Raw genomic sequence first — 21,787 nt, 5'->3', positions numbered from 1 at the left:
ATAGTAGCAATTAAGTTTGCAACGCTAACACTGACTTGTATGTGTTAACGACTGTTTGGGGTTGTATAGTCAAGTAATTAAGTGCATGTGGTGGATGCCTTGGCAGTCAGAGGCGATGAAAGACGTAATAGCCTGCGATAAGCTCCGGGGAGGCGGCAAATATCCTTTGATCCGGAGATTTCTGAATGGGGGAACCCACCCGCTATAAGGCGGGTATCATAAGCTGAATACATAGGCTTATGAAGCGAACGAGGGGAAGTGAAACATCTCAGTACCCTTAGGAAAAGAAATCAATTGAGATTCCCTTAGTAGCGGCGAGCGAACGGGGAGCAGCCCATTAAGTTGTGTGTGTTTTAGTGGAACGCTCTGGGAAGTGCGAACGTAGAGGGTGATATTCCCGTACACGAAAGGGCACACACAATGATGACGAGTAGGGCGAGGCACGTGAAACCTTGTCTGAATATGGGGGGACCATCCTCCAAGGCTAAATACTCCTGACTGACCGATAGTGAACCAGTACCGTGAGGGAAAGGCGAAAAGAACCCCTGTGAGGGGAGTGAAATAGATCCTGAAACCGCATGCATACAAGCAGTGGGAGCCGACTAGTTCGGTGACTGCGTACCTTTTGTATAATGGGTCAGCGACTTATATTCAGTAGCAAGGTTAACCGAATAGGGGAGCCGTAGAGAAATCGAGTCTTAATAGGGCGTTTAGTTGCTGGGTATAGACCCGAAACCAGGCGATCTATCCATGAGCAGGTTGAAGGTTGGGTAACACTAACTGGAGGACCGAACCCACTGTCGTTGAAAAGCCAGGGGATGACTTGTGGATAGGGGTGAAAGGCTAATCAAGCCTGGTGATAGCTGGTTCTCCCCGAAAGCTATTTAGGTAGCGCCTCGGACGAATACCATTGGGGGTAGAGCACTGTTTCGGCTAGGGGGTCATCCCGACTTACCAAACCGATGCAAACTCCGAATACCAATGAGTACTATCCGGGAGACAGACTGCGGGTGCTAACGTCCGTAGTCAAGAGGAAAACAATCCAGACCGCCAGCTAAGGCCCCAAAATCATAGTTAAGTGGGAAACGATGTGGGAAGGCATAGACAGCTAGGAGGTTGGCTTAGAAGCAGCCACCCTTTAAAGAAAGCGTAATAGCTCACTAGTCGAGTCGGCCTGCGCGGAAGATGTAACGGGGCTAAAACTATGTGCCGAAGCTGCGGATTTGACATTAGTCAAGTGGTAGGGGAGCGTTCTGTAAGCCGATGAAGGTGTATTGAGAAGTATGCTGGAGGTATCAGAAGTGCGAATGCTGACGTGAGTAACGACAAAACGGGTGAAAAACCCGTTCGCTGAAAGACCAAGGGTTCCAGTCCAACGTTAATCGGGGCTGGGTGAGTCGACCCCTAAGGCGAGGCCGAGAGGCGTAGTCGATGGGAAATTGGTTAATATTCCAATACTTCTGTGTAATGCGATGAGAGGACGGAGAAGGTTAAGTCAGCCTGGCGTTGGTTGTCCAGGTGGAAGGTTGTAGGCATGTATCTTAGGCAAATCCGGGGTACTCTATGCTGAGAACTGATAGCAAGCTGTACTTGTACAGTGAAGTGGCTGATACCATGCTTCCAGGAAAAGTCTCTAAGCTTCAGTTACACAGGAATCGTACCCGAAACCGACACAGGTGGTCAGGTCGAGTAGACCAAAGCGCTTGAGAGAACTCTGCTGAAGGAACTAGGCAAAATGGTACCGTAACTTCGGGAGAAGGTACGCTGCTGACGGTGATGGGACTTGCTCCCTGAGCTATTGGCAGCCACAGAAACCAGGCCGCTGCAACTGTTTATTAAAAACATAGCACTCTGCAAACACGAAAGTGGACGTATAGGGTGTGATGCCTGCCCGGTGCTGGAAGGTTAATTGATGGGGTTAGCGTAAGCGAAGCTCTTGATCGAAGCCCCAGTAAACGGCGGCCGTAACTATAACGGTCCTAAGGTAGCGAAATTCCTTGTCGGGTAAGTTCCGACCTGCACGAATGGCATAATGATGGCGGCGCTGTCTCCAGCAGAGGCTCAGTGAAATCGAAATCGCTGTGAAGATGCAGTGTACCCGCGGCTAGACGGAAAGACCCCGTGAACCTTTACTGCAGCTTGACATTGAACTTTGACCTTACTTGTGTAGGATAGGTGGGAGGCTTTGAAGTTGGAACGCTAGTTCCAATGGAGCCGTCCTTGAAATACCACCCTGGTAATGTTGAGGTTCTAACTCTGCCCCGTAATCCGGGGCGAGGACCATGTCTGGTGGGTAGTTTGACTGGGGCGGTCTCCTCCTAAAGAGTAACGGAGGAGTACGAAGGTGCGCTCAGCGTGGTCGGAAATCACGCGTAGAGTATAAAGGCAAAAGCGCGCTTAACTGCGAGACCCACAAGTCGAGCAGGTACGAAAGTAGGTCTTAGTGATCCGGTGGTTCTGTATGGAAGGGCCATCGCTCAACGGATAAAAGGTACTCTGGGGATAACAGGCTGATACCGCCCAAGAGTTCATATCGACGGCGGTGTTTGGCACCTCGATGTCGGCTCATCTCATCCTGGGGCTGAAGCAGGTCCCAAGGGTATGGCTGTTCGCCATTTAAAGAGGTACGCGAGCTGGGTTTAGAACGTCGTGAGACAGTTCGGTCCCTATCTACCGTGGGCGCTGGAAATTTGAGAGGATCTGCTCCTAGTACGAGAGGACCAGAGTGGACGAACCTCTGGTGTACCGGTTGTGACGCCAGTCGCATCGCCGGGTAGCTATGTTCGGAAGGGATAACCGCTGAAAGCATCTAAGCGGGAAGCCTACCTCAAGATAAGATTTCCCTAGGAATTTATTCCTCTAAAGAGCCGTTCGAGACTAGGACGTTGATAGGTTGGGTGTGGAAGCACGGTGACGTGTGAAGCTGACCAATACTAATTGCTCGTGAGGCTTGACTATACAACACCCAAACAGTTGTTGTATTCAAGATAAATTCAATACATAACTTGATTTAGTGTGAAAACTAGTTAAAATGCTGAACACAAAGTTAGACTCAATATCTAATCCGTTAATAACTCATTTGGAAAAAGCCTTGGCATAGATAAGACCAAAGCAAGTATCCATAAACAGTTTGCTGGCGACAATAGCAAGAGTGAACCACCTGATCCCTTCCCGAACTCAGAAGTGAAACCTCTTAGCGCTGATGGTAGTGTGGCGTTTGCTATGTGAGAGTAAGTCATCGCCAGCTTTTAAATAATAAACACCCCTAACCTAACGGTTGGGGGTGTTTTTTATGTTACATTTATTTTAATTATATGATTGTTGTTGATTAAGAAGATGTTATGGATGGAATCTCATTAGAAAAAATTAAATCAAATTTTAAACAAGTAGAAAATATACTATCTAATTCTACCCGTATACACATTGATCGAGTTGAATATAGGACTTTCGATGAAGGGATGTGTGATGCTGTCTATTTTATTTGTAAAAAATCACAAGGTTTAAATCCATTAGAAGCATTTATAACACTGGTTATTCATGAACTTCATTTTCATGAAGAATGGGATATTCTTGAAACAACTACAACAGATTTAAAAAATATTTTTGATATTTGGTTATTACCTATATTAGAGAAAGCTAATTTTAAAAAACTAACTGAACTGGAAGTACAAGAACAAACACAATGGATAGTGTATTCTATCCAAAAATTAATAAAGAAAAATCAGAATGCGAAAAATCTAAAATACTCTGATCGTTGGGGAATTTATCATAACGATGTGGAGGTTACTCCAGTTGAAAGTTTTACTTTACCTATTTCTTCAGATATAAAATTAGCATTAGGATTAACAGCAGATTGGAATGAGGTAGAGATATTTTATGAAACTTCCGATGAGTATGTGTTTTTCTCATGGTTTACGGGTGCATAATCGGCGAAGAAAACTATAAATATGGGAAAAACTTTTCATAAATCTTAACGTTTTCTACTTTCCTCCTTGGCTGACAAGCCTATAATGCTTAAGAAGCATTCCAAATCTAATAAGGAAATAACATGTCGACCGATCAACAATTTCCAACGCCTGCCAACCTTGGTATCGCAGTTTATGCAAACAATGCAGAAGCGATAGGCAATACACCTTTAGTTCGTATCAATCGTTTGATTAAATCAGATGCTACAGTATTGGCAAAAGTGGAAAGCCGTAATCCTGCATTTTCAGTAAAATGCCGTATTGGTGCAGCGTTGATTGCGGATGCGGAAAAACGTGGTGTACTTAAAACAGGTATGCATATTGTGGAACCGACTAGCGGTAATACAGGGATTGCTTTAGCATTTGTTGCAGCAGCAAAAGGTTATCCTATTACTTTAACTATGCCAGCAAGTATGAGCTTAGAGCGTAGAAAAGTACTGAAAGCTTTAGGCGCAAATCTTGTTCTGACCGAGCCAGCAAAAGGTATGAAAGGTGCAGTTGATGAGGCTGTCCGTTTAGCGACTGAAAATCCAGAGCTTTATTTCCTACCACAACAATTTGAGAATCCAGCCAATCCTCAAATTCATGTCGATACGACTGGTCCTGAAATCTGGCAGGCAACCAATGGTCAAGTGGACATTCTTGTGGCGGGTGTTGGTACTGGTGGAACAATTACAGGAATTTCACGTTATTTTGAGCAAGTCCAGAATAAACCTCTTTATTCAGTTGCGGTTGAACCAGCAGAATCTCCAATTATCACTCAAACTAAAAATGGTGAAAGCATCACACCTGCACCGCATAAAATTCAGGGGATTGGTGCGAATTTTATTCCTAAAAACCTAGACCTAGACTTGGTCGATGAAGTGTTGCCAGTGAATAGTGCGGATGCGATTGAGTGGGCAAGAAAATGTGCAACGCAAGAAGGAATTTTAGTGGGTATTTCAAGCGGTGCAGCATTGGCGGCGGCGGCACAAATTGCTGAACGCCCTGAAAATGCAGGCAAAACGATTGTAGTAATTTTACCTGATAGCGGTGAACGTTATTTGTCTTCGGTGTTATTTGAAGGTTTGTTTGACGAAGCGTAATTTCATTATTCAGCCAATAAAAACCATGCTTAAGAGCATGGTTTTTTATTTACTCTTTATTTTATAGGGCTTTTTTTAAGATTTTTTCATGACGTTTTACTGAACGAGCATACTTTTTACCTTTATGGCGTGTCCAAAAACTCCGTTCATAACCTGATGGCCCAACATTATAATACGCCACGGCTTTTGACCAACTGCCAGCTGATTTATAATAGGTCGATAGGATATATGCACCGCAATTAATATTAGTATTTTCATCATAAAGATTGCCAGGACAAGACTGGCGCCAATGAGTCGAAACTATTTGAGTTAAACCGATCGCACCTGTAGGGGAGCGTGCTGAACTATTATAATTTGATTCTTGGCGAATGAGTGCAGCGAGTAAAGTGGGTGATACGTCATAACGCTCTGCGTTTTGCACGATCATTGGGGATAAACGATTTGCTGTATTTGGAGAAACAGAATAGGCATTTTGTAGTCCTGATGACAATTGATTAGAGCGATTGGCAAATGATCCACTTAAACTACTACACGCAGCCATACTGATTGCAATCACGATCAAACTTATTTGAAGAATCAGCCTTTTTAATTTTTTTATAGATCGTTGTTGATCAGTGTGAATGGAGATGAGTTGCAAAATAATGAACCGTTAGCGTTAAGTTAAATGGATGGTATTAACAGCACATAGATGAGTCAATAACAGTTATTTTATGATATGTGAATATGATAATTGATTAATAAAAAAGCCCCGACATCCTGTCGAGGCTTTCTCATATTTGGTTTCTTGCCGTTAACTCCTGTCAACGACCACATCCTGTGTTTCTTGTTGTTCTGAATGAGACATCCTGTCTCTCTATGATTTATATATTAGACATTTAATGTATTGCTGTATATTCGTCAATCACCGCAAGCGGTGTACGTTTTTGCGTACAAAATTTTATTACATGGAGAGGTGACTTCTACTCGCTACTTTGTAGTGATGTGATATATCACGGTTTTGGGTTGTCATCTTTTCGCCATAAAGACTTCATTTTATTGCAGTAAAAACGTCATCAAAGCTTGTTTAAATTTATTCTAATTTTTACCAAACGTATAAAATTATGAACAAGACAACTTTAGTGATGCTTTTCTGCTGTACCGCTTTGGGTCTGACCGCTTGTAATGATGATAATCAAGAGCAAACTACATCGACAGACACCGTGACAGAACCAACACTTATTTCTTTTGCCAAACTTCCTGTGGCAACTTATGCGGTAGGTCCTGATTCTGGTAAAGCCGTGAGTGGTGCGAATGGCATCTATCCACCGTTTAAAGGACAGCCTGTACAAGGTTTCTCTGCTGCTTTAAAAAATGAAGATGGCAGCTATATGGCGATGGCGGATAATGGTTTTGGTACACAAGATAACTCGGCTGATTTCTTACTTCGGATTTATAAATTAAAACCTGACTTTAAAACCAAAGCGAAAGGTACAGGACAGGTCACTGTACAAAGCTTTATTCAGTTACGTGATCCTAATAAACGTATTTCTTTTGAGATCGTGAATGGAAATACCGCAGACCGCTTATTGACGGGAGCGGATTTTGATCCTGAATCGATGCAACGCGCGGCAGATGGAACGTATTGGATTGGGGATGAGTTTGGTCCGTATCTGTTACATTTCTCAGCAGAGGGAATATTGTTAGATGCACCTATTCCGCTCCCAAATCCATTGAATTCAACACAAGAATTGCGTTCACCACAAAACCAGTTCAATAAAGCCAAGATCAATTATGTTGAACCTTTAGTCCAACGAAGTGGTGGTTTTGAAGGTATGGCGATTTCACCTGATGGTAAATATTTATATCCATTGCTTGAAAAACCCTTGGTGAATGATTCGACGGGGAAATTGTTGATTTCTCAGTTCGATCTCCAGAAAAAAGCCTATACGGGACTGTACTATTGGTTTGTGCTTGATAGTAAAGCGACCAATATTGGAGATTTTCAACTTTTTAATGACAAAGAAGGCATCATCATTGAACGTGATGCAAGTCAAAATAATTTAGGCGGTTATAAGAAGTTGATTCGTGTGAAATTTAACGAACCGAAACAAGCGGTTGCACGTGAAGATCTCGTCGATTTAATCAAAATATCTAATCCTAATGCTCTTTTTGGTACAGTACGAGAAGGAGATATTGGTACAGGTTCTGTATTTGCTTTCCCATTTGAAACCATTGAAGATGTGATTATTGAAAATGGTACAACGTTGACTGTATTGAATGACAATAACTTCCCTGGATCATCAGGACGTAATTCGAAGCAAGCTGATGATAATGAAATCATTCAGATTCGTTTGCCGAAAGCGTTATTTTAAGTTGACGGTAAAAATAGCCGAAATGATCATTCCGCATTTTGGCTGAAAGCGTATACTGATCAGGCATAAGGAGTCCGAATGTCTGAGTCAGTGCTACGCCCAACCCATATTGAATATGGTTCGAAATCGTTTACTGCGATTTTATGGTCTTTGTTCTTTGCTGGTTTTGCATCCTTTTCATCGTTGTATTGTGTACAACCGATGATGCCAATTTTTGCAAAATTCTTTCAGGTCACGCCGACGCATAGTAGTTTTCCATTATCTTTTTCAACCGTTGCTTTGGCGATAGGACTGCTGTTTACAGGCTTTATTTCTGATCGCTTTGGGCGTAAATCAATTATGGTTTGTGCCTTATTCCTCGTTTCGATTTTATTGTTAATCAGTGCCTCATTTCCAGTTTGGGAAATTTTTCTTAGCACCCGTATTTTTATTGGTTTAGCCGTGAGTGGTGTGGCTGCTGTTGCAATGACTTATATCGGCGAAGAAATTGCGCAGAAAGATATCGGTTTTGCGATGGGATTGTATATCTCTGGCACAGCGATTGGCGGCATGGGTGGACGTTTAATTGCAGGGGTATTGGTTGACTTTATTTCTTGGCAATCTGCAACCTATATCATTGGTTTTCTAAATTTTATTATTGCCTGTTTATTTTATTTATTGTTGCCCAAATCAGAGCATTTCAAACCATATCCGTTCCGATTTTCCCATTTTAAAGCAGCGTTTGAGCAAAATTTAAAAGACTCGAAACTACGAATTTTATTTGCCCAAGGCTTTATTTTAATGGGCTGTCTAGTCACAGTTTTTAACTATATTAGTTATCACTTATTAGAAGCGCCATTTCATTTATCACAAACTTGGATTGGTTTGATTTCGATTGCTTATCTTGCTGGAATTTATAGTTCACCGAAAGCTGCGCAATGGGGGTATGAATATGGTCGAGCAAAAGTGCTGCCTTTTTTATTATTTAGCATGATGGTTGGCCTGTTCATTACGCTTATTCCTTCGCTTTGGGCAATTTTACTGGGATTGACGATTTTCACTTTTTCATTTTTTGCGGCACATTCAACTGCAAGTAGTTGGGTCTCAGTGCAAGCTGTGCAATATCGGGCAGTTGCTTCTTCGCTGTATTTATTTTGCTATTACATCGGCTCAAGTTTGCTTGGGAGTAGTGGTGGTTTGGTCTGGGAGCATTTTGGATGGATTGGAATTAATTTGAGTGTCGGAGTGGTCTTAGTGATTGGTTTTGCGCTCGCGATACACTTAATGAAAAAACGAAACTAAAACGACAAATAAAGTCGCATAAACTTGATAAAAGTCCTGAAAATTTAGTAATTTAAATAAGCACCTATTTGGGTGTAGAGATAATATTAAAATTGGGGGAGATAAGATGGAATTACATAGTCGAGTTTATTATAAACATCCTGACTCAACAATCATGGGGCAATTAGAAGTCTTATTTACGACACATCATGGAGATGAAGAAAAGTTCATTCAGACAGCTCTACTGATTAATCCGCAAGCGGATGAGATTACTCAAGAGCTAGTTGATTTGATTGATTCGATTGAACATGATCTTGCGCCAGAAACATTACACTATATTGATGGGTTTGCTGTCCTAGATTTTACCCATGGCTCAAATGGTGATGAAAACATTGAAAATATTTTATTATTTTTAAAAGGATTATTACCTGATATTCATGCTCAAGCTTGGGGCTGTGGTGATGATGATCCATGGGAGTTTTGGTTCAAATTTGATGGCGATGAGCTTATCCGTGAAGATGATGAACCATTGAATGATCCTGATGAAGATGAAGAAATTAAAGCTTCTATTTATACATGGTGGCATCAAGATTTACCTTCTGGAATTAAAGAAGGCTTCTTGAACGAAGAAGAGTAATTATCAACATCTTATGATGCTATTTCCTCCATAAGTTACAAATACTTTTGGGGAAATGCTTCTGTTTGTTTTTTAACCTATAAAAATGAATTGAATTCATGTTAAAATGATCGGCTTTCATCTTTGATGCTATCCCAGCATTTCAGCTAGCCGAGATTCGCAAGCCATGTCTACTGCCTATACCATGCAGACCGCGCCCAAAGCGTTGTTTGATTACGACAAATATTGGGCGTCGTGTTTTGAACCCGCACCATTTTTGCCGATGTCACGAGAAGAGATGGATCAACTCGGCTGGGATGCGTGTGACTTTATTTTGGTCTGTGGTGATGCCTATATTGACCATCCGTCTTTTGTTTCGGGTGTAATTGGGCGTGTACTTGAGGCACAAGGTTTCCGTGTCGGGATCATTGCACAGCCAGACTGGACCAATGCAGAGAGCTTTCGTGTTCTAGGCAAGCCAACCATTGCATGGGGTGTGACTGCAGGGAACATGGATTCAATGATCAACCGTTATACGGCAGATCGAAAAATTCGTTCCGATGATGCCTATTCGCCAAACAATGAAGCAAATAAGCGCCCAGACCGTGCAGCAACAGTTTACTGTCAGCGTTGCCGTGAAGCTTTTCCTGACGTTCCGGTCTTACTCGGTGGTATTGAAGGCAGCTTGCGCCGTATTGCACATTATGATTATTGGTCTGACAAAGTTCGCCGCTCTATTTTGATGGACTCAAAAGCTGATCTATTGATGTATGGTAATGGCGAGCGTGCGATTATCGATGTGATGCATCGTTTAGCCAAAGGTGAGAAAATCCACGAGATTACTGATGTTCGTGGTACAGCATTTATTATTAATAAGCATAATAAAGCATCTAAAGAGAAATTCGTTGAAATTGCCAGTAATGACGTGGATACCATTGGACGTGTTGATCCAATTATTAATCCTTATGTTATGACTGAAGATATTGATGGCTGTGAAGTTGAAAAAGAAAAAGGTAACTCATTAGCGCAGTATCAAAACTTCCAAAAAGAAATCGTTGCCAATCCAATCGTGCGTGAAGGCGACCAACTCGATCCAGATACACAGATTGTGCAGTTAAAGCCTGCACCATCAAAAGCGATTAAACATAAATTACCTCCACGTGAATTGGCTGTGATTCGTTTACCTTCTTTTGAAGCAGTGGCCGACGATCATGTGTTGTATGCCCATGCCAACCGTATCTTGCATCTTGAAACCAATCCAGGCAATGCACGTGCCTTGGTTCAGCGTCATGGTGAGCGGGACGTCTGGATCAACCCACCACCAATTCCTCTGACCACTGAGGAAATGGACTATGTATTTGATTTACCCTATGCACGTTTACCGCATCCTTCTTATGGAAATGCACGTTTCCCAGCCTTTGATATGATCAAATTCTCGGTCAATATCATGCGTGGTTGTTTTGGTGGATGTACCTTCTGTTCAATTACTGAACATGAGGGTCGTATTATTCAAAACCGTTCTGAAGATTCGATTTTGCGTGAAATCGAAAAAATTCGTGATACGGCACCTCAATTTACAGGCATTATTTCGGACTTAGGTGGCCCAACTGCAAACATGTATCGTTTGCACTGTAATGATCCTGAGATTGAAAAGAACTGTCGTAAGCCATCTTGTGTCTATCCAGGTGTTTGTCAAAACCTACACACCGATCATGCGCCTCTTGTTCAGCTTTATCGTAAAGCGCGTGAAATCAAAGGTGTGAAGAAGATTTTGATTGGTTCGGGTCTTCGTTATGACCTTGCGGTATTGAACCCTGAATATGTGAAAGAGCTGGTACAGCATCATGTCGGTGGCTATTTAAAAATTGCACCTGAACATACCGAACAAGGTCCATTGTCGAAGATGATGAAACCGGGAATTGGTACGTATGATCGTTTTAAACAAATGTTTGAGCGTTTCAGTAAGGAAGCAGGGAAGGAACAATATTTAATTCCTTACTTTATTGCAGCGCATCCGGGTACGACCGACTATGACATGATGAACTTGGCGATTTGGTTGAAAAAGAATGGTTTCCGTGCCGATCAGGTACAAACCTTCTACCCATCACCAATGGCCACTGCGACCACGATGTACTACACAGGCAAAAATCCATTGTCTAAAGTGGCACGTTATACTGAAAATGTTGATATCGTGAAAGGTGAAAAGCGCCGTCGTCTGCATAAAGCATTCTTGCGTTACCATGATCCAAATAACTGGCCTTTGTTACGTGAAGCACTGAAAGAGATGGGGCGTTCTGATTTAATTGGTAATTCGAAGCAGCATCTGATCCCAACCTATCAGCCACAAGGTACGGCTGAAGGTGAATATAAATCGGCACGTAAAAAGAACTCAACTGTTGCAGGTGATTCAGCGAAGCGTGGTCAAGCGCAATCTCAGCCACAATCAGGTCAGAAACGTTCACAAAAAGGGCAGATCTTAACGCAACATACAGGTTTACCGCCACGTGAAACAGGTGACAAAAAACCATTCTCAGGAAAAGCAAAACCTAAAGTGAAACCAAAGCGTTAAATGGATAAAAAGAAGGCATTAATCATGATGCCTTCTTTTTTATACATAAATGGTAGGGGAGTCACAATCTGGTTATAAAAGTACAATTTATCGAAACATATACTGACAATATCCGCTTGAATATTTGCCTACTGATGATTATAAATATAGATGCAGGATGCTTTTACGACTTTGGTCGACGAGGGAAACGCGATTAAAAAAATTTAAGTTACACTGCTAAAATGACTTTAACTATCGTTATTACTGATTAAAAAAATGGCTCAAAGCCAAAATGATTATAAAAAATCTAAAGGGATTCGTTAGAAATGTATTATTTCATAACAATAGTTGGATTGCTGTTGATTACAGCACTTGTGTTTCGACGCCTACATCCTAATCGGCGCCAAGATAGTCCATTAAAACGCCGTGGTATTCTCAATATTTCTGAGCAAATTACTTTGATGCGTTTACAAGCTGTATTACCTCGTCATACGATTTTGGCGCATGTTTCTTTTGATGCGCTATTAACAACAAAATTTGCGCATACGCGCCGTAAATATCAAGGTTTAGTTGCTGATTTTGTCGTACTCGATCAGCAACACCAAGTGCTTGCAATTATTGAGATTGCAGACGAGTCATATGTAAATCGTCTGCATCAAAAGCATTATCAAGACAGCTTATTAGAATTAGCGGGTTATCGAGTATTGCGCTATAGCAGTATTCCAACGGAGCAGGAGTTACGTGAGAACTTAGTTCCTGATCTATTTGAACCGATCATGCCTGTTTCAATTACAGCAACCACAATGCCGCAAACGGAACGGGTTATGAAATATAATGTTCTAGCAGCAAAATCATCTTAATTGATTATGGACGTACTGCTGTTACGGTCATTTCGACTAAAACATCTGGTGCATACAGTTTAGATTCTACGCAGGTACGTGCTGGGGGATGACCTTCAGCAATCCATGCATCCCAAACCGCATTCATTGCTGCATAATCGTGTTCAATGTCTTTTAGAAAAATAAGGACAGATAAAATATTTGTTTTGTCTGTACCTGCTTCTGCGAGTAAACGATCGATATTATCTAAAGTTTGTTGTGTCTGTGCAGTAACATCGACACTGGTATCATCTGCCAGTTGACCTGCCAAATGAACTAAATTTCCTGAAATTGCGACTTCGCAATAACGTGAAGTGACATGCAGTCTTTGCACAGTCATAAAGAATTACCTAATTAAAATGGATAACTAGAATTGTACTTGATGACATTTTGTCGCTGTGTAATTTTGTTTAAACCAAACTCAATAAGTTTCTATTTCCATTAAATTACGCTGTTGAAAAAACAAAATACAATGTTGTTGTGGACAAATAATCATATTACCGAGGTTAAGAAATTGGATTTTGGCTTGGCGTAGCCGATTTAGACAAGTTGCTATAGAACTGTGCATTGGGCAGAGTTGTTTTATTTGGCTTAATGCTGAATAAGTAGTTTGGTACATCATTGTATTCCTATCAATATGATTTAGTGCTTGGGCGAAATGAGAATTTCACCCAACTCGATTTATATGGTTTGTTGTTCTGATTGATACCAATTGACATGACGAGTAATAAACATGACGCAGGCGATAAGAATGAAGGAAAGAATAGAACCAAATAAAAAGGTTTTACCGCTAGATTGCAGAAGTAGATACATCATGCCGTATAGCGTACTCAGCAAAAGACCAAATAGTAATGCTGCTTTATAACCTTGAACAACAAAGTACAAATACCATGTAATTAAACTGATACAGGCAATTGCAGCGACTAGATAAGCCCATGCAAACGCATAATATTCACTGATTGAAAGTAATAATACAAAGAACACGCCTTGAGCCATAGCGACTAACGCATATTGGATAGGGTGAATTTTAAGGCTTTTTAAAACCTCGAATAAGAAGAAGCACCCAAAGGTAATAATAATGATCATGATGCCATATTTAATCGCGCGATCAGTTTGGGTATAGATATTTACAGGTTCTATAAATTGAGTAGAAATCCCTGAGATATTCGATAATGTGGTTGTAGCATAGGATGTTACGCTATCAGCAGCACGTGCTGCTTCGAGTGCCGCCATTGCAGCGCCTGAATTATTTAACACATCATAAATGCACTGGCTGTTTTCACACTTCGAAACACTGTCTAAATTACGCTTACCTAAAGCGATATTTTTCCAATCAGCTGAAAATTCTTGTTTTTTGCTGGACTTCTTAAACGGTAGACTTTGCCCATCATATTTGATATCAGCCCAATTGCCTGTGGCGTGATAGGTCATTTCATAACTGGTGGGAAGAAATGTAAATTTATTCAGTCCTTCTAGCTTGAATTGCAGATTGAATTTAAACCCTTGTTGAAATTTTTGGACTAACTCAGGATATTGTTTTGCGGTGATATGCATCAGATCAAAGCCTTGTTGACCTTGGCTTTGTTCAGCAAAGTCGAATTTATAGGCTTTACCATCAATATTAAACATGGGTTTGGCATTTAACCCACGTGCATCCTGAATCGGGAAAATAATTTCAGCCTGATCCCAGAGATAGTTACGTTGAGATTCATTGCCGACCGCTTTAAATACTCCCTTACCAGACATCGTATTTTGATAGCTGATGGCTTTATAAATATTACGCTTGTAAGTGCTGTCTGATACGTCAAATTGTGCTGTCCAGTCTGCTGTTTCTGCTCCTAAAGTAACAAAAACGGTTTGAGTACAATCATAAGTCTTCTTTTCTTCATTGGTACATTTGGTTTGCATTTGATAAGGAAGTTTTAAATAAGGTGCAATGACTTGCTGTGGTCGGATTTGTTCATTGGCAATATCTTTGATGACTTGTTGTTGATAGCTTTGGCGTTCAGTCACCAAGTTGGAAATAAAGAAAAGACCAATATAAAAGACCAAAATCAGAAACAGAATTGCTCCTATTTTGAGGTTAATAAAATTACGGCGCATGGTGGAATCCATTGTCATTGTGATATGACAAGTATCCTGAATTGAGATGCGCTTCGGATGAGTTCCGCTTGAAGCTTATGTGAAGTTTGTATGAAGTGTTAGTGTGACCAGTACGCCAGAACTATGATTTCCTAAGAAATCGAGAGTATTTTTTGAGATATTTTGAATGCTAATTTTGCCCTTATGTTGCTGAATAATTTGCTGCACGATGCTAAGACCAATTCCTGTACTTCGTTGTTGGTTGTGCGGACGTGGTAGTGAAAAATAAGTCTCAAAAACACGCTTCAATGCGTATTCAGGAATCGCTTCAGCCTCATTAAAAAAGGAAATTTGAATGCTGTTCATAATGCTATGCTCTTTCACTTGAACTGCAATTAAGCCTTGTTCAGGGCAGAAATCTCTCGCATTATCCAATAGATTATTGAGGGCTTGTTTTAACCAAAATGGGTCAGCATAAATTGAGCAATGTTCAGGAAGATCAAGCCGTATCCGTATTTGTTTACGCTGTAATGCACTTTGTTGTTGCTGAAAAGATTGTTGAATCAGCGTGCTTATATCGAGCATTTGAAATTCTAAAACATGCTGATTTTTTTCGAGCCGCGTCAGTAATAGCATGCGTTCGATTAAGGATTGTAGACGCTGACCTTGTTGCACAATATGTGTTGCAAACTGCTGTTGATCTTCTAAAGGTAGATCATCCTGTAATAATTCTGCACTGGCTTGAATGGCAGTTAGTGGGCTTTTCAGCTCATGGGTGAGTGTATTGACATAATTTTCAACGTAGGCACGATCTTCCAGTTTTTCTCGCATGTCACTGAGGGCTTGGGTTACTTGATTCAGCTCTTTGGCTGAATAGAAAAACGGTGCTTGATTGACAGGAGCGAGTGCTTGGGCATAGCGTCGTACTCGGTCGATACTATGTTTGAGCCAATAAGCCACCATACTGGCAAGTAATAAACTAAGTGCCACAATCCACAAGGCTTGATGAATGAGTTGTTGTTCGGCACGTTCAATATAAGGTTGTACGGATTGATTTGGTTTCCCGATACTCACCACACCGAGCAATTGTTGTTTATAGATAATGGGTGCAGCAATGTGCATGACGCTGCTACTTCGATCATTGGGATTGGTTGCAGTAGAGCGTGCGCCGTATTTGCCACGTAGCGTTAGGTAAACATCATTCCATTTAGAATAATCTTGCCCAACGGCTTGTCCTTCGGAATCGTAGATGACAATCCCCTGTTGATTGGTAATATATAGTTGTTGGTTAATTTCATCTTTTTTATGTTGCCAAATCGTCGCATCAAGTTGACGTGATAAAGCAGCTTGAATCTTCTGATCGAACTCAGGGGTATTGACCTGTTGTTGATGTACATCTTCGGCAATCAGTTGCGCAATAATATTGGCATTTTCAGCCAGTGTATCTTCAACCACTTGTCGTACATTGGGTTTGACTTGTTGGGTCAGGGTATAGGCAATAAAGCTGAGACTCAGTACCACCACCAAGCTAAAGAAAAACCAAATGCGGATAAAGATGGACATAATAAAAGTGGAGTTTTAATTGTTGTGTTTGAGTTTAATACTAATCGAACTAATTAGTGTGGGTAAATTGAAAAATGGGCTAGAAAATATTAAGATTCATCATCATAATTTTTTAAAAATGATAAATTTAAGGAAATAATTTTGAATAAGATAATCTTAATTTTTAGTTTGTTATGTACTACAAGCTGCTTTGCAATAAATCCTGATCAAGAATATATGATGTTCTTAAAAAAATATGAAGAACTCTCTAATTTGAATGATGCTAAAGAAATGGATATGTATGCTGATGATGCAAAAATTACGATGAAAGGAATTGCATCTGATGGTATAGAACGTTCGATGAGTATGTCAGGTAAGAAAGCAAAAGAATTCTATTTAGAAAATATGGAAATAATTAAAAAAATAGGGTCTCAAATAAAATTTAGTAATGTAACCGTAGTTAGAGGTCAGAACTCTACAAAAATAAAAGCTTCAAGGTATGGTAATGAAAAATGCTATACTGATAATGACTATTATATGGTAGTAACTAAAAAGGAAGATAAAAAGCTTTATATCACAGAAGAATATTTGACAATACCACAAGAAAACCTATGTAAAGAAGGGATCAAAGATGATTTGGCTCTTCAATTATCTTTATATGCAAATTTTATGCAGAAAAATCTTCCAATGCAGGTTGATAGAGAAACGAATTTAGAAAAAATTACTGCTCAAGATAAAGAGCTGATATTTGTTTTTCGATTTATTCATTTTACAGCAAATGATTTTTCAAAAGAGCAATGGGAAATTAATGGAGTCCCACAACTTATTCAAAATATCTGTAAAGATATACCTATGAAAGAGCGATTGGATAAGGGCGCACAACTTAATTTTAAAGTTTATTATTCAGATTATACTCCTATTACTGATATTAAAATGACGAAGCAGGATTGTAGTATTTAATTAACTTTGAATTAAACTATACCCAAACCCCCGATGGGTTCGAATCGGATCATCAGGGGTAATCTGTTTGAGTTTTTGCCTTAGACTTTTGATATGAGTATCAACCGTCCGTTCCAAACTATGTTCAGGATGTTCCCAAATGTGATCCATGAGTTGTTGACGGCTAAACACTTGTTCTGGATGCTGAATTAGTAAAAACAACAAACGATATTCATAACGCGTCAACTGCAACATTTGCCCATGATATTGAATCTGTAGTGATTGTGGATTGCACGTCCATGTCGCAGATTGCAGGGTGATTTCTGTTGGCGTGATGGGTGGTTGTGATGGCGTATTTTGCGTTTGTACTTCCATTCTGCGCCATATCGCTTTGATTCGTGCCACAATTTCACGTGCGCTAAAAGGCTTGGTGCAATAATCATCAGCCCCGATTTCTAGACCAACAACACGATCAATTTCATCATCACGCGCGGTTAAAAATAATAAAGGTGTTTGATATTTTTGACGCAGTTGTTTGCAGACTTCGAAACCATTGAGATCAGGTAAACCCACATCTAAAATAATAAAATCAAAGGATTGTTGCGCAAGTAATTCGAGTGCTTGCATTCCTGTATTTGCCCAACTGACACTCCAACCTTCACGTTCAAGCGCATAACGAAGGGGCAGCACAATCGCAGCTTCATCTTCAATACAGAGAATTTGTTTTTGATTCATAATGATCAGTAATCAATATTTTCTAATTTTATGTTGTTAGTTTAACTGAAGTCAGGAAAGAGGAAAGCCGTATTCAGAATTTTTATAAAAGACAAATAAGAAAAGGACACCTGAAGTGCCCTGTAATATTCGGATTTGATCGTCACGCCAACCACAGGAGCAAATGCTAAAAGCGAGGATTTCTTTAGCAAAGGCAAGTAACAAGGATAAAGTTACTGCGCCGCTTAGAGTACTGAAAACCGAATAAAAAGCAAACATAAATTTTAGTCTGAATCGTGCTTTTGTGTAAAAAAACGACACTACCATAAAGAAAGCTGTGATTCTTGCTGCAAGGGTTGTAATTGATAGACGCCTACGCCGACTAAACGGAATTGAAACGTAGGGTCAATATGCATTTCATTCAGTAGTTGAAAGATGACTTGTGCTAAGTCTTGTTCAGATTGTAGCGCTTGTTTGAAGCTTTTACTGTGCTGTAAGACCTGAAAATTTTTTAATTTTAGTTTGACGCTCACACCGCGAGCCGTGAGTTGTTTCTTATTCAAACTTCGCCATACTTGTTCAGCTAGGGGCTGCCATGTGTGACGACATTGCTCAAGTGTGTAATCATCGTCAAAGGTAATCTCTTTTGAAATTTGTTGGCGTTCTCGCTCGGCTTTGACGGGACGATGATCAATCCCTTGAGCATATAAATATAGTTGTTTGCCGTATTTTCCAAAATGATGAATCAGGACATTTTCTTCGATCTTTTGTAGATCACCGAGCGTATGTAAATTCAACTGATTCAATTTTTCGTGTGTGACTTTACCAACTCCTGGAATTTTATTGAGGGCTAAATCCTGAATAAAATTGAGTACCTGATGGGGCTTAATCACAAATAAACCGTTGGGTTTGTTCCAATCAGAGGCAATCTTTGCCAAAAATTTATTGGGTGCTACACCAGCGGATGCAGTGAGTCCTGTCACCGCAAAAATATCAGCACGAATTTGTGCTGCGACTTCAGTCGCACTGGGAATATTCTTTAAATTTTCAGTGACATCCAAATAAGCTTCATCTAAAGATAAGGGTTCAATCAGGGGGGTATATTGTTGGAAAATTTGATGAATTTGTGCTGAGACTTCACGATATTTTTCAAAATTAGGCTCAATCACCACAACCTGAGGGCAGAGTTTTTTAGCTTGCCCCATCGACATGGCAGAGCGTAGACCAAAGACACGAGCAGGGTACGATGCTGCTGCGATTACGGCACGAGGGTGATGTGAAGAAATCACCACAGGTAAGCCGTTGAGATCAGGGCGTTCTCTGAGTTCAACCGATGCATAAAAGGCATCCATATCAATATGGATGATTTTGCGCAGCTCATTTGGCATCTACGATGCCTTGTTGTTTTAAAAAGATTCGCCACTGTTTTGGCGATTCTGCATAGACATTCAGATCGACAGGTTTGGGAATTCCATCTATCTTTCCACTTTGGCTATGCTGCCAAAATAGCCATTGTCGTCCATCTTTGAGTTCAGGTTTACCCTCATAATCTCTCACCCATAACGGGGTATTGCTAAAACTACCCATGAGTACAATGTGATAAAAAGTCTTGGAAATATAAAAGATAGGCTGTTTGCCATAATGTTTATGGAGTTGATCATTCATGATCTGAATTTCTTTGAGTAACTGCTCTTTGGTATAGGTATTAATACAACTACTGTCATATTCAAGATCAATCACAGGCGGTAAGGCATCTGCTTTCTTTGGCACAGTAGCGATAAAATTTTCAGCCTGAACGGTGCCATCACGGCAGAGACGATAGAAATGATACGCACCGACATGTAAACCTCTTTCACGTGCTTTAAGCCAGTTTTGCTGAAAGTTACGATCCTTAAAATCACCGCCTTCAGTGGCTTTGAGATACACGAATTGATATTGCATCGGAGAGATTTTTTTCCAGTTAATCTCACCTTGATGATGTGAAACATCAAATCCACGGATTGAATAGTTTTGTGCTACGGCTTTTTGTTGATAGAACACACCGAAATAACTCACAAGCCCAAGCATCACTGTTAAAGCAATACTAGTCAGTGCTGGATAATACTGAGAGAGTGGATACTTTGGTATTTTCTTTGCCATAATGAGGTTTTGTACTATGCAATATCGAGTTGAGTGCTAGATTTACAGTATGGATCATACATTGATTGTACTCGGTTTAGCTTTTAGATTGATCATCTGATGGCTCAATTGTTCCACAAATTTACATGATGTATTGAGAGTAATCCTAGACATTCTCTTATGGAGACTCGTCGGTGGTCTCTTTCGGAATTTGCCAAAAGATCAACGCCGTAATGATGTTAATACAACCCAGTGTCATCAAGGTGGCATGGAAAGCACTGCTAATCGATGTCGTTGAAAAGTGCTGACTGAATAGATTAATCAATGTGCCTGCCATTGCGACACCAATACTCATAGACAGCATCATAATCATTGATAAAAAGCTATTACCACTGCTGGCATCGTGTTGAGGCAAGTCTTTCAGAGTCAGGGTATTCATGCCCACAAATTGTAGTGAGTTCAACGTACCAAAGAGAAACAGATGCAAGACTTTCAGCCAAAGTGGCGTTATTTCGGTCATTAACGAGAAACTGGCGATACATAATCCGACCAAGATGGTATTGGTGAGTAGAAAACGACGATACCCTACACGTTGAATTAATGGACGAATAATTGGTTTCGAAAATAATGAACCCAAGACCAATGGAATCATCATTAGTCCTGTAATGAAAGCTTCAAAGCCAAAGGCGACTTGTAACATCAAAGGCAAAATAAAAGGAATAGCATTGCTGCCTAAACGCGCGAAGAAATTACCTAATACACCGATCGAGAAGATTTTGTAACGGAATAGACGCCCATGAAATAGCGCATTTTGATGGGTATGCGCATGATAGGCATAACTAACTGTGGCAATCATGCCAATCAACAATAAGCTGATACTGACAAGATTTGAATATTGTGATGCAGCAATATTTTCAATCCCTAAAGACAGCCCCACCATTGCCACCATGAGTAAAATAAAACCGCTTAAATCGAATGCTTTGACCGTTGGCTCTTTCTGATTCGGCATGATTTTCAATGTCATGATCATACCGAGAATACCCATCGGAAGATTAATCAGAAAAATCCAATGCCATGTTGCGACTTCAACTAACCAACCGCCTAATGTAGGTCCCATCAGTGGACCGATTAGCCCTGCCAAACTCATGAGACTCATGGCTGAAAGAAATTGGGAGCGTGGAATTAGCTTTAATAAAGCCAAACGGCCTACAGGCATCAGTAATGCACCACCGATGCCTTGAATCACACGGAAAAACAGGAGTTGTTCTAGATTTTGAGACAAGCCACATCCCAATGAGGCCAAGCTGAAAATCACCATAGAGCTGAGATAAATATTACGAATCCCAAAACGATCGGCTAACCAGCCACTCAAGGGAATACAGGCTGCAACAGATAATACATAGGCGACAATCACACTATGCATTTGTAATGGATTTTCATGAAGCTGAACAGCCATGGCTGGTATTGCCGTGTTGACGATGGTGGTGTCTAGGGCTTGCATGAAAAAGCCAATCGAAACGAGGAGTACCAATAGGCGAAATTCAGGTTGTACCGTTTGATGAGTGGTCGTTGTCATAGCCGTGGCAAATGAGAATTCAGTTTTAGTTTAAAGTAACTGTATTTGAAATAAAGACAAAAATTGTCAAAGAGTGGTCATGGAACTGACATTAAAGTGTCATTGAGTTCAAA

At 40.4% G+C, this 21,787-nt stretch carries 17 protein-coding genes and 2 rRNA genes; 10 read left to right on the top strand and 9 right to left on the bottom strand.

Annotated features, from left to right (window positions below; genetic code table 11):
* Nucleotides 1-67 precede the first annotated feature (67 nt).
* The 4 genes from ACN19N_RS14750 (at nucleotide 68) to cysK (ending at nucleotide 5,050) form a co-directional block, all read left to right on the top strand.
* Nucleotides 68-2,958 (top strand): 23S ribosomal RNA (locus tag ACN19N_RS14750).
* Between the two features lie 174 nt (nucleotides 2,959-3,132).
* Nucleotides 3,133-3,247 (top strand): 5S ribosomal RNA (gene rrf, locus ACN19N_RS14745).
* A 94-nt stretch (nucleotides 3,248-3,341) separates the two neighbouring features.
* On the top strand, nucleotides 3,342-3,926 hold the full coding sequence (locus ACN19N_RS14740; protein WP_420001651.1) for a hypothetical protein: 585 nt from the start codon (nucleotides 3,342-3,344) through the stop codon (nucleotides 3,924-3,926).
* Nucleotides 3,927-4,048: 122 nt separating this feature from the next.
* Nucleotides 4,049-5,050 carry a cysteine synthase A gene (cysK, locus tag ACN19N_RS14735; RefSeq protein ID WP_269229084.1) on the top strand — a complete coding sequence of 334 codons (1,002 nt, stop codon included), beginning with the start codon at nucleotides 4,049-4,051 and terminating at the stop codon, nucleotides 5,048-5,050.
* A 61-nt stretch (nucleotides 5,051-5,111) separates the two neighbouring features.
* Here cysK and ACN19N_RS14730 read toward each other — a convergent pair whose 3' ends face one another.
* Nucleotides 5,112-5,591 (bottom strand): lytic transglycosylase domain-containing protein, encoded by a 480-nt coding sequence (locus tag ACN19N_RS14730; RefSeq protein WP_269230484.1) that lies wholly within the window; start codon nucleotides 5,589-5,591, stop codon nucleotides 5,112-5,114.
* Nucleotides 5,592-6,150: 559 nt separating this feature from the next.
* Between ACN19N_RS14730 and ACN19N_RS14725 the strand changes: the two genes are divergently transcribed.
* From ACN19N_RS14725 to ACN19N_RS14705, 5 genes are all read left to right on the top strand, one after another.
* Nucleotides 6,151-7,401: an esterase-like activity of phytase family protein gene (locus tag ACN19N_RS14725; RefSeq protein ID WP_269229083.1), complete on the top strand. Its 1,251-nt coding sequence runs from the start codon at nucleotides 6,151-6,153 to the stop codon at nucleotides 7,399-7,401.
* Nucleotides 7,402-7,479: 78 nt separating this feature from the next.
* Complete coding sequence (locus tag ACN19N_RS14720) at nucleotides 7,480-8,682, top strand: MFS transporter (protein WP_420001650.1); 1,203 nt, start codon at nucleotides 7,480-7,482, stop codon at nucleotides 8,680-8,682.
* Between the two features lie 106 nt (nucleotides 8,683-8,788).
* The gene (locus ACN19N_RS14715; protein ID WP_087545085.1) at nucleotides 8,789-9,298 is read left to right on the top strand and encodes a hypothetical protein; all 510 of its coding nucleotides are present in this window, start codon (nucleotides 8,789-8,791) and stop codon (nucleotides 9,296-9,298) included.
* A gap of 166 nt (nucleotides 9,299-9,464) precedes the next feature.
* Entirely contained in the window at nucleotides 9,465-11,846 is a 2,382-nt protein-coding gene (locus tag ACN19N_RS14710) for a YgiQ family radical SAM protein (protein WP_420001649.1), read from the top strand.
* Between the two features lie 305 nt (nucleotides 11,847-12,151).
* Nucleotides 12,152-12,685: a DUF2726 domain-containing protein gene (locus tag ACN19N_RS14705; RefSeq protein WP_005218803.1), complete on the top strand. Its 534-nt coding sequence runs from the start codon at nucleotides 12,152-12,154 to the stop codon at nucleotides 12,683-12,685.
* Between the two features lie 4 nt (nucleotides 12,686-12,689).
* Here the strand turns inward: ACN19N_RS14705 and ACN19N_RS14700 are convergent, their stop codons facing one another.
* The 4 genes from ACN19N_RS14700 to creC all read right to left on the bottom strand — a co-directional run bounded on the left by ACN19N_RS14700 (nucleotide 12,690) and on the right by creC (nucleotide 16,309).
* A complete protein-coding gene (locus ACN19N_RS14700; RefSeq protein WP_420001648.1) occupies nucleotides 12,690-13,043 on the bottom strand; it encodes a RidA family protein in 354 nt (117 codons plus the stop codon).
* Nucleotides 13,044-13,124: 81 nt separating this feature from the next.
* Entirely contained in the window at nucleotides 13,125-13,322 is a 198-nt protein-coding gene (locus ACN19N_RS14695; protein WP_034600758.1) for a hypothetical protein, read from the bottom strand.
* A gap of 62 nt (nucleotides 13,323-13,384) precedes the next feature.
* Entirely contained in the window at nucleotides 13,385-14,806 is a 1,422-nt protein-coding gene (gene creD / locus ACN19N_RS14690) for a cell envelope integrity protein CreD (protein WP_420001647.1), read from the bottom strand.
* A gap of 75 nt (nucleotides 14,807-14,881) precedes the next feature.
* Nucleotides 14,882-16,309, bottom strand: a complete 1,428-nt coding sequence (creC, locus tag ACN19N_RS14685) for a two-component system sensor histidine kinase CreC (protein ID WP_420002402.1) — start codon at nucleotides 16,307-16,309, stop codon at nucleotides 14,882-14,884.
* A 180-nt stretch (nucleotides 16,310-16,489) separates the two neighbouring features.
* Between creC and ACN19N_RS14680 the strand changes: the two genes are divergently transcribed.
* A complete protein-coding gene (locus ACN19N_RS14680) occupies nucleotides 16,490-17,287 on the top strand; it encodes a hypothetical protein (RefSeq protein ID WP_241335759.1) in 798 nt (265 codons plus the stop codon).
* Here the strand turns inward: ACN19N_RS14680 and creB are convergent, their stop codons facing one another.
* From creB to mdtD, 4 genes are all read right to left on the bottom strand, one after another.
* Complete coding sequence (gene creB, locus ACN19N_RS14675) at nucleotides 17,288-18,004, bottom strand: two-component system response regulator CreB (RefSeq protein ID WP_420002401.1); 717 nt, start codon at nucleotides 18,002-18,004, stop codon at nucleotides 17,288-17,290.
* Between the two features lie 296 nt (nucleotides 18,005-18,300).
* The gene (gene dinB / locus ACN19N_RS14670) at nucleotides 18,301-19,356 is read right to left on the bottom strand and encodes a DNA polymerase IV (protein WP_293745429.1); all 1,056 of its coding nucleotides are present in this window, start codon (nucleotides 19,354-19,356) and stop codon (nucleotides 18,301-18,303) included.
* Nucleotide 19,357: 1 nt separating this feature from the next.
* The gene (locus ACN19N_RS14665) at nucleotides 19,358-20,119 is read right to left on the bottom strand and encodes a GH25 family lysozyme (RefSeq protein ID WP_420001646.1); all 762 of its coding nucleotides are present in this window, start codon (nucleotides 20,117-20,119) and stop codon (nucleotides 19,358-19,360) included.
* A gap of 157 nt (nucleotides 20,120-20,276) precedes the next feature.
* Nucleotides 20,277-21,674, bottom strand: a complete 1,398-nt coding sequence (gene mdtD / locus ACN19N_RS14660) for a multidrug transporter subunit MdtD (RefSeq protein ID WP_420001645.1) — start codon at nucleotides 21,672-21,674, stop codon at nucleotides 20,277-20,279.
* Between the last annotated feature and the right edge of the window lie 113 nt (nucleotides 21,675-21,787).

The sequence above is a fragment of the Acinetobacter sp. LF10 genome (assembly GCF_048585715.1).
GTDB lineage: Bacteria > Pseudomonadota > Gammaproteobacteria > Pseudomonadales > Moraxellaceae > Acinetobacter.
This window is presented reverse-complemented; position numbering and strand designations above follow the sequence as displayed.

Coding starts and splice junctions, on each gene's coding strand:
- ACN19N_RS14705 (WP_005218803.1), top strand. CDS start 12,152: ATGTATTATTTCATAACAATAGTTGGATTGCTGTTGATTACAGCACTT.
- mdtD (WP_420001645.1), bottom strand. CDS start 21,674: ATGACAACGACCACTCATCAAACGGTACAACCTGAATTTCGCCTATTG.
- ACN19N_RS14740 (WP_420001651.1), top strand. CDS start 3,342: ATGGATGGAATCTCATTAGAAAAAATTAAATCAAATTTTAAACAAGTA.
- ACN19N_RS14665 (WP_420001646.1), bottom strand. CDS start 20,119: ATGGCAAAGAAAATACCAAAGTATCCACTCTCTCAGTATTATCCAGCA.
- ACN19N_RS14725 (WP_269229083.1), top strand. CDS start 6,151: ATGAACAAGACAACTTTAGTGATGCTTTTCTGCTGTACCGCTTTGGGT.
- ACN19N_RS14695 (WP_034600758.1), bottom strand. CDS start 13,322: ATGTACCAAACTACTTATTCAGCATTAAGCCAAATAAAACAACTCTGC.
- ACN19N_RS14715 (WP_087545085.1), top strand. CDS start 8,789: ATGGAATTACATAGTCGAGTTTATTATAAACATCCTGACTCAACAATC.
- ACN19N_RS14720 (WP_420001650.1), top strand. CDS start 7,480: ATGTCTGAGTCAGTGCTACGCCCAACCCATATTGAATATGGTTCGAAA.
- creD (WP_420001647.1), bottom strand. CDS start 14,806: ATGCGCCGTAATTTTATTAACCTCAAAATAGGAGCAATTCTGTTTCTG.
- cysK (WP_269229084.1), top strand. CDS start 4,049: ATGTCGACCGATCAACAATTTCCAACGCCTGCCAACCTTGGTATCGCA.
- ACN19N_RS14730 (WP_269230484.1), bottom strand. CDS start 5,591: ATGGCTGCGTGTAGTAGTTTAAGTGGATCATTTGCCAATCGCTCTAAT.
- ACN19N_RS14700 (WP_420001648.1), bottom strand. CDS start 13,043: ATGACTGTGCAAAGACTGCATGTCACTTCACGTTATTGCGAAGTCGCA.
- ACN19N_RS14710 (WP_420001649.1), top strand. CDS start 9,465: ATGTCTACTGCCTATACCATGCAGACCGCGCCCAAAGCGTTGTTTGAT.